General features: G+C 30.6%; 11 protein-coding genes. 9 read left to right on the top strand and 2 right to left on the bottom strand.

Going from position 1 to position 12,490, the window contains the following annotated elements; genetic code table 11:
- Positions 1-2: 2 nt before the first annotated feature.
- Genes CHB81_RS10530 through CHB81_RS10495 form a run of 8 tightly spaced genes read left to right on the top strand, consistent with a single transcriptional unit; the run spans position 3 to position 9,318 of the window.
- Positions 3-1,178, top strand: coding sequence for a glycosyltransferase family 4 protein (locus CHB81_RS10530; protein ID WP_089351862.1), 1,176 nt, complete (start codon positions 3-5; stop codon positions 1,176-1,178).
- Positions 1,175-2,710, top strand: a complete 1,536-nt coding sequence (locus CHB81_RS10525) for a glycosyltransferase family 2 protein (RefSeq protein ID WP_089351861.1) — start codon at positions 1,175-1,177, stop codon at positions 2,708-2,710. Before CHB81_RS10530 ends, CHB81_RS10525 begins: the two co-directional genes overlap by 4 nt.
- A complete protein-coding gene (locus tag CHB81_RS10520; RefSeq protein WP_089351860.1) occupies positions 2,710-3,708 on the top strand; it encodes a glycosyltransferase family 2 protein in 999 nt (332 codons plus the stop codon). Before CHB81_RS10525 ends, CHB81_RS10520 begins: the two co-directional genes overlap by 1 nt.
- 34 nt (positions 3,709-3,742) lie before the next feature.
- Positions 3,743-4,297, top strand: coding sequence for a serine O-acetyltransferase (locus CHB81_RS10515; protein ID WP_089351859.1), 555 nt, complete (start codon positions 3,743-3,745; stop codon positions 4,295-4,297).
- Entirely contained in the window at positions 4,297-5,415 is a 1,119-nt protein-coding gene (locus CHB81_RS10510; RefSeq protein WP_089351858.1) for a glycosyltransferase, read from the top strand. The genes CHB81_RS10515 and CHB81_RS10510 overlap by 1 nt, the downstream gene beginning before the upstream one ends.
- The gene (locus CHB81_RS10505) at positions 5,412-6,500 is read left to right on the top strand and encodes a glycosyltransferase (RefSeq protein WP_089351857.1); all 1,089 of its coding nucleotides are present in this window, start codon (positions 5,412-5,414) and stop codon (positions 6,498-6,500) included. Before CHB81_RS10510 ends, CHB81_RS10505 begins: the two co-directional genes overlap by 4 nt.
- Positions 6,501-6,516: 16 nt before the next feature.
- Positions 6,517-7,866 (top strand): O-antigen ligase, encoded by a 1,350-nt coding sequence (locus CHB81_RS10500; protein WP_089351856.1) that lies wholly within the window; start codon positions 6,517-6,519, stop codon positions 7,864-7,866.
- A 57-nt stretch (positions 7,867-7,923) separates the two neighbouring features.
- Positions 7,924-9,318 carry a sugar transferase gene (locus CHB81_RS10495; protein ID WP_089351855.1) on the top strand — a complete coding sequence of 465 codons (1,395 nt, stop codon included), beginning with the start codon at positions 7,924-7,926 and terminating at the stop codon, positions 9,316-9,318.
- Between the two features lies 1 nt (position 9,319).
- Here CHB81_RS10495 and CHB81_RS10490 read toward each other — a convergent pair whose 3' ends face one another.
- Positions 9,320-10,456: a DUF4105 domain-containing protein gene (locus CHB81_RS10490; protein ID WP_089351854.1), complete on the bottom strand. Its 1,137-nt coding sequence runs from the start codon at positions 10,454-10,456 to the stop codon at positions 9,320-9,322.
- 38 nt (positions 10,457-10,494) lie between these two features.
- Entirely contained in the window at positions 10,495-11,478 is a 984-nt protein-coding gene (locus CHB81_RS10485) for a PorV/PorQ family protein (protein WP_089351853.1), read from the bottom strand.
- Between the two features lie 275 nt (positions 11,479-11,753).
- Here CHB81_RS10485 and CHB81_RS10480 point away from each other — a divergent pair, with 275 nt between their 5' ends.
- Entirely contained in the window at positions 11,754-12,485 is a 732-nt protein-coding gene (locus tag CHB81_RS10480; protein ID WP_089351852.1) for a phosphatidylcholine/phosphatidylserine synthase, read from the top strand.
- Positions 12,486-12,490: the final 5 nt, after the last annotated feature.

Here is a 12,490-nt window from a genome sequence, read left to right as displayed (position 1 = left end):
ATATGGATGTAAACTTACATGTTGCTTATATAGTATCGCATTATCCCCATAAGGCCTTTGGGCACGATGGTGGATTAGGAACCAGTGTTTACAATTTAGTTGAAAAACTAAGCAAATGTAATGTTAGGGTTTCCGTCTTTGTATACGGACAAAAAGACGAGTTTATTATTGAAGAAGAAAATGTTACTATTTATAGTCTAATAGATAGCGATGTCAATTTTCTTAAGTTTTATTTTAGCAGAAAAAAAATAGAACAGTTTATTAATAAGATAATTGCAGAAAAGAATATAAATATCATTGAAGCACCGGATTGGACTGGGATCACCGCTTTTATGAGTTTTAAAGTTCCTCTGGTGATTCGCTTTCACGGAAGTGATGCCTACTTTTGCCATTTAGAAAAAAGGAAACAGAAAGCTAAAAATTTCTGGTTTGAAAAAAGAGCAATAAATGGCGCACAAGCATTTATTGCGCCAACGAGCTTTGCAGGAGAACTGTCAAAAGAACTATTTGGCATAAAAAATAAGGTTATAAAAACGATTCACCACGGTATAGAGTTAAGAAATTTTACAAATGAGTTTCCTTTAACTTACGAAAAAGGGTTAATTCTTTATGTTGGAACTTTAATCAGAAAAAAAGGGGTTCTTGAGTTACCCGAAATTTTTAATAAAGTGCATAAGTTTTCGCCAGAAGCTAAGTTAGTTTTGATTGGCGGAGATTCTTCAGATATAAAAACAGGCACAAATTCTACATGGCAATTAATGCAAGATCAATTCAAAGATGATGATTTAAAATATGTAGATTATTTGGGTAAGATTCCATATAATGAAGTTCAAAATTATATAAGAAAAGCAAATATTTGTGTTTTTCCAACTTTTGCAGAAACTTTAGGAATGGTCACTATTGAAGCTATGGCAATGAAGAAGCCAGTTGTTAGTAGTAATATTGGATGGGCAAACGAACTTATTATTGACGAAGAAAGTGGTTTTTTGGTGCATCCTGAAGATCATCAGCTATATTCAGACAGAATTATAAAATTACTGAAAAATGACCTGCTTTGTCTGCAAATGGGTGATAATGCCCGAGCTCGAGTTGAAGACAAATTTGATATTGATAAAGTTGTTTTTGAAAATATTGAATTTTATAAAACAATAATCAATAAAAACGGACTAAAGAAATGATAGTTGTTTTTCATCAATATAATAAGGTTACAGAGATTGAACGCGATGGAAAAAACATCAATATTTTATCAACCAATATCCCGAGTACACTATTCAAAATTGCAAATGATTATCCTGATGATTTGATAATTTGGTGTAATACCAATTTAAAAGCAAGCTTAAATTTCCTGAAATTAGAAAGTATTTTTCATCATCATAAGATAATGGCTTCCTATAGTTTGACAAAAAACGCGTTTTTGTCTCAAGGTATTGGTTATGTTGAGGGAACTCCTTTTATAAATATTAATAAAAAAGTATCTTATCCAACCTGGCAAATGAGCAGTTCTGTTGGAGGTATACATGCATCAGCTTTATTGCCATTTAGAAATGAAATTAAGATATCAAACAATTTTGATTATTTTTTGAATTCTTTAGCTAAGTTGGCGATGCCTTTGGGACTGTTGTGTTACTCTGAACCAGCATTATTAAAAGATATCGCGGGTGAGTTAGATAAGGATAAACAAAGTTTATATGTTTTATTTAGATTTATAAAACAACATTACAAGTTAAGTTGGGTATTTTTATTATTTCTTAATTTTTTCATTTATGAAAGAAAAGTGACAATTTTGCCACTTGTTTTTAGTTTGTTTTATCGAAGAAGAAGGGTCAATAATAATTTGTTAGATCTTGTTGAAGTTCAATCCGTAAAAAAGATACTTGAAAACGGCACCATAGATGTTATAATTCCTACTATCGGAAGAAAAAAATATTTATACGATGTACTAAAAGATCTGTCTGTTCAGAGTCATTTACCAAAAAACGTTATTATAGTAGAACAAAATCCAATTTTAGATAGCACATCAGAACTTGATTATATTACAAATGAAAATTGGCCATTTGTCATAAAGCATACTTTTACACATCAGGCAGGTGCTTGTAATGCAAGAAATTTAGCTTTGAACGAAGTGGTCAGTGAATGGGTTTTTTTAAATGATGATGATAACCGGTTCGGACCAAATTTAATAGAAGATACCCTCAGAAATTGTGTAAAATATGGCTCTAGAGTTTCAAATAATTTTTATCCAAAAATTGGTGAAAAGAAACAAAATAACAATGTAAATCAAGTTCCTTTTTTTGGATCAGGAAATAGTTTTATTACTAGTAATTTACTTGAAAAAGCTCATTTTAGAATGGGATTTGAGTTTGGTTATGGAGAGGATAGTGATTTCGGAATGCAATTAAGGAATTTAGGAGCTGATGTTTTATTTTTTCCTGATCCTGAAATTTCGCACTTAAGTGCACCTATGGGAGGTTTTAGAACGAAACCAGTTCTGGCTTGGCAAAATGATGTTATTCAGCCAAAGCCATCACCAACAATAATGTTGTACAACCAATTGCATAAAACACCAGAACAGATTAAAGGATATAAAACAACATTGTTTTTTAAATTTTATAAAGTTCAGAAGGTAAAAAATCCAATTAAGTACTTGAACAATTTTCGAAAACAATGGAAACAGAGTTTATTTTGGGCTAACGAATTAAAAAATAAGTAATGAAATTTTCATTAATAGTCTGTACCTATATGAGGCCTGAATCTTTGATTTTACTTTTGAAATCAGTTCAGAATCAAACGCTTTATCCCAACGAAATTTTAATAATTGATGGGTCAGTAAATTACAATACAGAAAACGTTCTAAAAGAAAACTCTTTTAAGAGTATTAAATATTTTTTAGTGTCTGATAAAAACAGAGGACTAACCAGACAACGTAATTTTGGAATTTCTAAAGTGAACTCAGATTCGGAAATTGTTTGCTTTTTAGATGATGATACAGTTCTGGAACGTGATTATTTTGCTGAAATTATAAATACATTTCAAAATAGTAATGATATTATTGGCGTTGGAGGTGTTGCTATAAATGAATACAAATGGAAGCCGCAAGATGAGAACGTTTCTTACAACCCAAAAAGGCAATATTTATTTGAAGGATTTGTGTATAAAGAAGGTTTACGAAATGTTGTTCGAAATTATTTAGGTTTAGCTTCTAATTTAGGACCCGGTAAAATGCCTGCATATTCTCATGGCAAAACATGTGGTTTTCCAATGACAGGAAAAACTTATGATGTAGATTTGTTAATTGGTATGTCAATGGCATTTAGAAAAAGTGTTTTTGATAACATTATGTTTTCGAATTTTTTCATTGGTTACGGCTTATATGAAGATGCTGATTTTAGTTTAAGAGCTTTGCAATTTGGTAGAAATGTAATAAATACTAAAGTAAAGCTATCTCATTATCATGCCCCATCAGGGCGGCCAAATCAGTATAAATACGGAAAAATGGTAGTTAGAAATGGCTGGTATGTCTGGCGTGTAAAAAATCATAATCCTAGTTTGGAAGATCATTTTAAATGGAATGCGATTATTATTATGCTAACTATAATTAGATTTACAAATGTTTTTACAGACAGAGATAAAAAGGCAGCTTTTACAGAGACAATTGGTAGAGTAGTAGGATGGTGGAGTTTGTTTTTTAGCAAACCGGTTAGTAAGTAACAGATTGTTTAAAAACTAGAGTATCAATTAAGAGATGAAATTATTTCAACTTATTCATTCAGATTATAAAAAGTATCAAAAATATGGTGGTAATTTTTTTACTGTAGTATTTTTTACCCAAGGTTTTTGGGCAACTTTTCAATACAGACTTGCTCACTATATTTACGCAAATTTAAGAGTCAGAATTATTAAGGTTCCAGTACTTTTTTTGTTTTTAATATGGCAAAAAGCTATTGAGATGATGACAGGTATTTCAATTCCGTACTCTGTAAAAATTGGGCATTCTTTTTACATTGCACATTTTGGAGGTATAATTTTAAATTCAAATGTTATAATTGGAGATAATTGTAATATCTCACAAGGAGTAACTATAGGTGTTTCGGGTGTTGATGAAAATAGAGGAACACCAGTTTTAGGCAACGATGTTTACATTGGTGCTAATGCAGTGGTCGCAGGTAAGATCACTATCGGAAACAATGTATTGATTGGCGCATGTTCTATGGTAAAGGATTCTTTTCCGGATGATGTCGTTGTGTTAGGAGTACCGGCTATAATAATTTCCTATAAGGGATCAAAAGGTTACATTTGATGAAATTATTAATTGTATCGACGGCACCCTTAATTTATAAAGACGGAAGTATTTATGCATATAGTCCTTATGTAAATGAATTAGTTATTTTGAAAAAGTTTAGTGATGAAATTATTTTCTGTTGTCCTGTTTGGAATGAAGATAACGGACTTTTAATTTCTGAAATACCTTTTAAGATTCCGTTTCATTTTAAACTGGTTGATTCTAATTTAAAAACTTTCAAAAGCATTGTAAAGTCTTTATTTAGTAGCGTTTATAATTGTGTAGTTTTGTTTAAAGCTATGAAAAATGCAGATCATATTCATTTGCGTTGTCCCGGAAATGTTGGTTTATTAGGATGTTTTGTTCAGATTCTATTTCCAAATAAAATTAAGTCAGCTAAATATGCGGGAAATTGGGATCCCAAAAGTAAACAGCCATGGACATACAAAATACAAAAATACATTCTAAATAATACCTTTTTGACAAGGAACATACAGGTCTTGGTTTATGGAAATTGGGAAAGACAGTCAAAAAATATAAAATCTTTTTTTACTGCGACATATTCTGAAAATGAGAAAGAAACAAGTATTAAGGCTGATTTTAAGGAACAACAACAATTTGTTTTTGTTGGAAGCCTAACTTCAGGAAAAAATCCAATGTATGCTTTGCAGTTAGTTGAAGGATTATTAAAGAAAGGGAACAAAATCGTATTGAATATTTATGGAGAAGGTCCGGAAAGAGTACATTTGGAAAAATATATTAAAGACAATAAATTAGAAAAGTTTGTTTTTTTTAAAGGAAATCAAAGTAAAGAAATTATAAAAAAAGCATATCAGGAAAGTCATTTTGTTATTTTGCCTTCTAAAAGCGAAGGTTGGCCAAAAGTAGTTGCCGAAGGTATGTTTTGGGGATGTGTTCCGATAGCTACAAAAGTTTCATGTGTACCTTTTATGATAGATAATGGTAAGAGAGGGATTTTATTAGATATGGATATTAATAAAGATTTACTTCAAATTCATGAACTGATTAATGATGAAAAGAACTTTACTGCTAAAAGTAAATTAGCTTGTGATTGGTCACAAAATTATACAACGGATCTTTTTGAATCTGAAATAAAAAAGCTCTTAATAAAATGAGAATTGTACAAATTATAGATTCATTAGAAGCAGGTGGCGCAGAACGGATGTCCGTAATTTATGCAAATGGCTTATCTAAAAAGATTGCGTTTTCGGGATTAATTGCAACTCGAAAGGAAGGATTGCTTTTGGGGCAGATAGATAAAAGTGTTAATTATTTATTTCTCAATAAAAAGAGGAAAATTGATTTTCAAGCTGTTTTTCGGCTTAGAACATATATAAAGAAAAATAAAATCAACTTTATTCATGCTCACAGCTCCTCTTTTTTTATTGCAGTTTTAGTTAAACTTACCTTTCCGAAAGTTAAAATTATTTGGCACGATCATTATGGAATTTCTCAGGATTTATCATCAAGAAAAAATATAGGTTTAAAAATTGGATCATTTTTTTTTACGGGTATAATTTCTGTAAATTCAGCATTAAAAAACTGGGCCCAATCTTATTTATGGTGTTCTAGTATCACATATTTTCCTAATTTTATTGGCGATTCTATTCTCTTAAAAAATGAAGTTTCTTTAAAAGGATTGCCGGCTAAGAGGATTATTTGTGTAGCTAATTTACGTCCTCAAAAAAATCATGAATTGTTGATTGATGCGGCTAATTTAATTCATAAAAAATTTCCTGAATGGACCTTTCACTTAATTGGAAAAGATTTTAAGGATTCATATTCTCATATTTTAAATCAAAAAGTCAATAATTTAAAACTCGAAGAAACCGTATTTTTTTATGGGTCAACAGATAATATTGCTTCAGCACTGGAACAATCAGAAATAGCCGTTTTGCCGTCATTTTCAGAGGGACTTTCATTGGCAGTCTTAGAATATGGTTTGCATAAATTGCCTGTTGTAGCTACAAATGTTGGAGAAATTTCAAAAGTAATTACTTCTGAAAACGAAGGATTTATTGTAAAGTCAAATGACTTAAATCATTTTGTAGAGTCAATTCAAAAATTAATTGAAAATCAAAATTTAAGGAAGCAGATGGGAATGAACTTGAATAAACAAATTGAATTAAATTATAGCGAGGAATCAATCGTAAAAAAATACATTTCATGGTTGGGTTCTTTAATTATTCCTACCACTTAAAAAGGCCTTTAAACCAATGAAAAATATAAAATTATCATATGTCTACCTAATTTTAATTCATGCAGCAATTGCTTTGGCAGTCTTTGTTATGCCTTTTTTATCTAAGATTTATGCGCTTTTAATTCCAATAGTTGGAATGTTTTTAGTGTATAGAACTAAGAATAAAAATAATGAAGTATTGTTTGTTGCAGCATATCTAGTTGGTGTAGAGGTTTTTCTTCGTATGACAGGAGGTAATTTTAATAATGAATATGTGAAGTTTTGCGTCATGTTTTTTATGATTTGTGGCATGATGTATAGCAATTTTTTTTCGAATTCAGTCATCTATGTATTTTTTTTACTCTTGTTCGTCCCCGGTATTTTAATTACCTCCGGCTTTGAGAATTTTAATATAGATGTAAAGAAAGTATTGTTCTTTAACTTATCGGGACCGTTTTGTTTAGCTGTATGTGCGATATACATGTTTAAAAGAAAAATTTTGTTTACAGATCTTCAAAATCTTTTAGTTACCATGGGGCTGCCAATTATAACTACAACAATATACTTGTTTCTTTATAATCCAAGTGTGAAAGATGTAGTTTCAGGCACACAGTCTAACTTTGAAACTTCTGGTGGGTTTGGCCCAAATCAAGTTTCAACAATTTTAGGATTTGGGATATTTGTTTTTTTTACCCAGTTAATATTATTTTCAAAGTCAAAATTTGAAATGTTAGTAAATGCAAGTTTATTGATATTTATTAGTTACAGAGGTATTGTGACTTTTTCTCGAGGTGGTATTATTACTGCTGTTGTTATGATTGTATGTCTGTTATTTCTATTATATTATTTTTCAAATGCCAGAGGTAAAAGAAAGTTCACTTTGGTTTTTCTTTTAACGGGTTTTATGGCTACAGGGATTTGGACTTATAGTTCACTTCAGACCAGTGGTTTAATTAATAAAAGATATGCAAATCAGGATGGTTTAGGAAGAGTAAAAAAAGATCGTTTGGGAGGTAGAGAAGAGATTATGGACGCAGAGATCAAGCTTTTCTTGGACAATCCTATTTTGGGAGTAGGTGCAGGATTAAGTAAATTTAAAAGGATTGAACTTATGGGAGAGGTCGTGGCATCGCACAATGAAATAACAAGAATGCTTTGCGAACATGGACTATTTGGTATTTTTGGGCTTTTGATATTATTTATTACTCCGTTTGTGTTATATATAAACAACCGGCAGCATCTGTATTTTTTATCATTTTATGTTTTTTGGTTATTAACAATAAATCATGCCGCGATGCGAATCGCAGCGCCTGCATTTATGTATGGTATGACACTTCTTTTAGTTCAAGTTAAAATTCCTGAAAGAGCAGAAAATTCGATCGATTAAGTTCTCTTTTTTATAATATATTTGCCTCAGTTTAACGCCCCTAAACAAATAGAACAAATGCTTTCAAATAAAAAAATGCACTTCGAAATCTCGGAAAGAAAAATTTTGCTTCGTGTCTGTGATGCTTTTTTTGTTTTTTCGGTTTTATACTTGCTGAGTTTAATATTTGATTATCACTATTTTGTTTTGGAAAGTAGTAGTTATTTTGGTCCAGTTTTACTCGTTTGCTATATCAATGCTTTTGGAACTATTTTCGAAATGTATAATTTGCAAGTTGCCAGTAATCAATTTCAAATTCTTCGAAGTGTAGTCCTTACAACTACTACAGCAGCTTTGGTATATCTGTTTACACCTGTTTTGTCTCCGGAACTTCCTAAGCAAAGATTAATTGTATTGATCTTTTACTTTTCAATATTGAGTGTTATATTATTATGGCGTTTTTTTTATGCGCTTTTTTTGGCATCACATCGTTTTTCCCAAAATGTAGTTTTAATCTGCGATCAGGATCAGGTAGAAGGATTAGTTTTAGGGCTTGAAAATGTAGATCCGCATTATAAAATTATTGGTTTTGTAAATTCAGACTCAATGTCTGAGGAAAATTTGAAATTTCATTACGTAAAAGAGATTAAAAAGAATGATCTGGAATCTTTTGTAAGCAAAAATAATGTTTCGGAAATTGTTATTGCTTCTCAGAAAACAGATGGAATCACCGCCGATTTATACCAACAATTACTTCATTTACTAGAGTCAGGAAATATAATAAGGGAGTACACACAAGTTTATGAAAGTAAAACACATCGCATTCCAGTTCACTATATTTCGAGAGATTTCTATCGCTTTTTTCCTTTTAGCCGTAGTAATAACAATAAGTTGTATTTGTCGTTTATTCGATTGTTTGAGTTTTTTTTATCTTTTACAGGGTTGTTAATTTGTGTTGTTTTTATTCCTTTTATTTTTATTGGAAACTTGTTTGCCAATAAAGGAAGTTTGTTTTATACGCAAGAGAGAGTAGGTAAAAACGGCATTGTTTTCAAAATCTATAAGTTTAGAACAATGGTAGAAAATTCAGAGGCAAACGGGATTGTTTTTGCAGCTTCAAATGATAAACGTGTAACTCCATTTGGGAAATTTATGCGTAAATCAAGAATTGACGAATTACCACAATTTATTAATATTCTAAAAGGAGATATGGCTGTAATTGGGCCAAGACCTGAAAGACCTTTTTTTGTTGATGAAATTGCTCAAATAATGCCTTTTTACGAAACCCGACATGTAATAAAACCTGGACTAACCGGTTGGGCGCAGGTTAATTATTCTTATGGAGAATCTATAGATGAGAGTTTAATTAAGCTTCAGTATGATTTATATTATATCAAACATCGAAGTATTTTTCTTGATTTAAGTATCACTTTTAAAACGGTTACAACAGTTTTATTCTATCGGGGACAATAGATTAAATAATAATTGGAATACGTTTTTTGTTTCGGATTGCTACTCTTACTAAAACAAATCCGCTTGTAATTATCATTGGTAAAACAATAAAAAAGTGGGCTTTATTGATTAAGAAAATAGTATAAATTATCAGAAAAATCAAATGTAAAACTGCAAATCGATACGTCCATCTTTTATTTTTTAGTATTGAGAAAAGAAGTAAAAGCAATAAAAGCGGACTAAACAAGAGTACATTGTAATTCATCGCCAGTTCGTGGTGAAAAGAATAAAATCCCATAATAACAAAAAATATCCCCACAAAAGATACAATCAGAAGATAGATTTTATCTACTACTTTGTTATGTACTACAACAATAAAAGCAAGAATAATTAGATACGAATAAATGTTATTCCACCAGGATTTTGGTGTTTCTTTTTCAAAGTTAAGTAATGTTTTACTTGTACTTACTAAAGGATGCTTTTGAAAAGTAGTTTTTTCTAAACTGTTTTTCAATTCAAAAGGTAAAAATATTTTGGTTCCTAATTGATCTACTTTAGTTCCAAAAATAATACTTGTTCCTAATTGATCGTAAAAATGTCCGTCAAAATAAGGAAATAGAATAGAGCGATAAGTAATATCAGTATCTCCTTTTTTTGTAATTACTGCTCCACCCAAAGTTTTATTGATAATATCAACAACCATTGAAGTACAATTTTTATCAATAAATTTATAGGTATAATAACGGTCTTCTGAAAGTAAGGTTGTATTTAAATTATCAAAAAGCTTTTGTTTAGACTCCTGCGAAATAAGAAGTTCTTGTTCAAAAACACTTCTTTTCTCATATGTATATTCATTCATGAAATCTACAAATGGATGTACAACAACAAAATATTGTAAATCACCTTTTGCAAACTTCATCACAAAATTTGGAGTCGAAAAATCAAAAGCGCCATAATTGTAAACCAGATCAATATTGTTTGCAGGATCAGCAACACGAATGGCTGTATGACCAAAATAAGAATATGTTTCGTTACCTAATCCACAAGTGATAACACTTATTTTAGCCTCTTTGGATAAAGGTAAATTTTGACTGAAACCAATAAAACTCAGTAAGAATAGTAAACTAAAAAGTGCTTTTTTGAAAATGACATTTTTCATAATTTAAAATTTTAAGAAGTTTAAAGGGGTTATAAAAATTATCTAAAGATACCTAAATCTACCTTTAAAGAAAAAATATTTGAGTACAAAGCTGTACTTTGATTGCCTAAATCTGTCAAAGCATAATCAACCTGAATGCCTTTGTACTTAAAACCTAAACCTATATTAGGTTGAAAATTTACTTTTTCGGTATTGTCTAATTGTGTTACATTCTGAAAATTTCCCGCTCCCGCCCTCAAAAATACGAGATCAGTATATCCAAATTCAAAACCAACTGCAGGATCAATACTTACAGCTTTTGTCGATATAATATCATTAGTCTGCTCAAAACGCATGTTTAGATTTGTAGCAACTAACAGACTATAATCATTGTGGAAATCAAACCTTTTTGAAACTCCTAATTGTGCTTTTGGGAGTGTTATTTCAGTACTTTCAGGTAATGTATTATTTTCTCCCGGAATAGCGTTGGCAATTTTTTCGTATTCTTTTTCGTCAATATTCCAGACATTATAAGTTGTAGTAATATCTCGAAGCATCAAACCAAATTTCCAATCATTTCGCTCAAACTGTAATCCAACATCAAAACCAAAACCCCAGGAATTAGCAAATTTCCCTATAATTCGTCTGATTACTTTTGCATTTACACCATATTGAAATCCTTCAACAGGTAGTTTTCTGGCATATGAAAAAGTAAAACCATAATCAGCAGTAGAGAATAATCTAATTCGGTTGTAATCAATGTTTCCCTGATTGTCGATCAATTGAGTAGTATCCATAATATCATCAACACCAAAACGAATCATCGAAATTCCCCAGGCACTTCTGTCATCAATTGGGCTTGCGTAGCCTATATAGTCGTATTGTGCGATATTAGCAAAATAATTGGCGTGCATTAAAGATATCTGATGATCTTCAAGGTGCGTTAAACCTGCTGGATTCCAATAGACAGAATTGACATCATTTGTAGAAGCAACTACGGCACTCGACATTCCTAATGCGGCAGCGTCGACACCAATATTCATAAATTCATTCGAATATTTTCGAACAGTTTGTCCATAGTGTACGGTGCAGCTACTAAATAATAAAAACGCAAGGATTTTCTTCAACGGATATTTTTTTGCAAACCGAAGTTTGTTTTAATTTTTACCAAAAATATAATATTTTACTCAGCAAATTTATTCCTTTTGATAAATATTGCGAAAGTCAAATTTTCGAATAAAAAACTCTTGCAAAAACGCAGATTGCATAGACATATTATGCTAAATTTGTCCCCTATCATTATCTAAAATTTTAAAAGATGAATATTAAAAAACACATTCCTAATTTAATTACATTAATCAATCTTTTTTGTGGCTGTATTGCAGTTGTTTTTATTTCTAAAGCTATAGAAACGGGCGATTCTTCTAATTATGAATTGGCTTTTTACTTTGTTTGTTTAGGAATCTTTTTTGATTTTTTTGATGGTTTTTTCGCCCGATTATTCAAAGTTTCAAGTCCGCTTGGTTTGCAGTTAGATTCTTTGGCTGATATGGTAACGAGTGGTGTTGCGCCAGGTTTTGTGATGTATAGTTTGTTTCTAAACAGTGCACATGAATTAGGAACAAATCCCGCTATTCCATTTTTAGGATTTATCGTGACTTTAGGATCTTGTTACAGATTGGCTAATTTTAATATTGATACACGTCAAACGGATTCGTTTATTGGTTTGCCAACTCCGGCAAATTCTCTTTTTATATTGAGTTTACCTTTGGTTTTAAAATTTTCAGATTCTTTATTGATGCTTGAAATATTAACTAATCAATGGGTTTTATTAGTGATTACTTTGTGTAGTGCTTATATTTTGAATGCCGAAATTCCGTTATTTGCTTTAAAAATTAAAAAGTTTACTATAAAGGATAATGTGCTGCAAATAATATTTTTAGTGATTTCTTTGATATTGCTAGTGTCGCTTCAATACATAGCAATTCCTTTAATTATCATTTTTTATGTATTACTTTCAGTAGTGAATAATTTGTTTTTGAAAAAGTAGTTTTA

The organism is Flavobacterium sp. ov086 (assembly GCF_900187965.1).
Classification (GTDB): Bacteria; Bacteroidota; Bacteroidia; order Flavobacteriales; family Flavobacteriaceae; genus Flavobacterium.
Note: the sequence above shows the minus strand (reverse complement) of the source record. Positions and strands in the feature narration are given on the sequence as shown.

Coding starts and splice junctions, on each gene's coding strand:
- CHB81_RS10490 (WP_089351854.1), bottom strand. CDS start 10,456: ATGAAAAATGTCATTTTCAAAAAAGCACTTTTTAGTTTACTATTCTTA.
- CHB81_RS10480 (WP_089351852.1), top strand. CDS start 11,754: ATGAATATTAAAAAACACATTCCTAATTTAATTACATTAATCAATCTT.
- CHB81_RS10500 (WP_089351856.1), top strand. CDS start 6,517: ATGAAAAATATAAAATTATCATATGTCTACCTAATTTTAATTCATGCA.
- CHB81_RS10515 (WP_089351859.1), top strand. CDS start 3,743: ATGAAATTATTTCAACTTATTCATTCAGATTATAAAAAGTATCAAAAA.
- CHB81_RS10495 (WP_089351855.1), top strand. CDS start 7,924: ATGCTTTCAAATAAAAAAATGCACTTCGAAATCTCGGAAAGAAAAATT.
- CHB81_RS10530 (WP_089351862.1), top strand. CDS start 3: ATGGATGTAAACTTACATGTTGCTTATATAGTATCGCATTATCCCCAT.
- CHB81_RS10520 (WP_089351860.1), top strand. CDS start 2,710: ATGAAATTTTCATTAATAGTCTGTACCTATATGAGGCCTGAATCTTTG.
- CHB81_RS10485 (WP_089351853.1), bottom strand. CDS start 11,478: ATGAATATTGGTGTCGACGCTGCCGCATTAGGAATGTCGAGTGCCGTA.
- CHB81_RS10510 (WP_089351858.1), top strand. CDS start 4,297: ATGAAATTATTAATTGTATCGACGGCACCCTTAATTTATAAAGACGGA.
- CHB81_RS10525 (WP_089351861.1), top strand. CDS start 1,175: ATGATAGTTGTTTTTCATCAATATAATAAGGTTACAGAGATTGAACGC.
- CHB81_RS10505 (WP_089351857.1), top strand. CDS start 5,412: ATGAGAATTGTACAAATTATAGATTCATTAGAAGCAGGTGGCGCAGAA.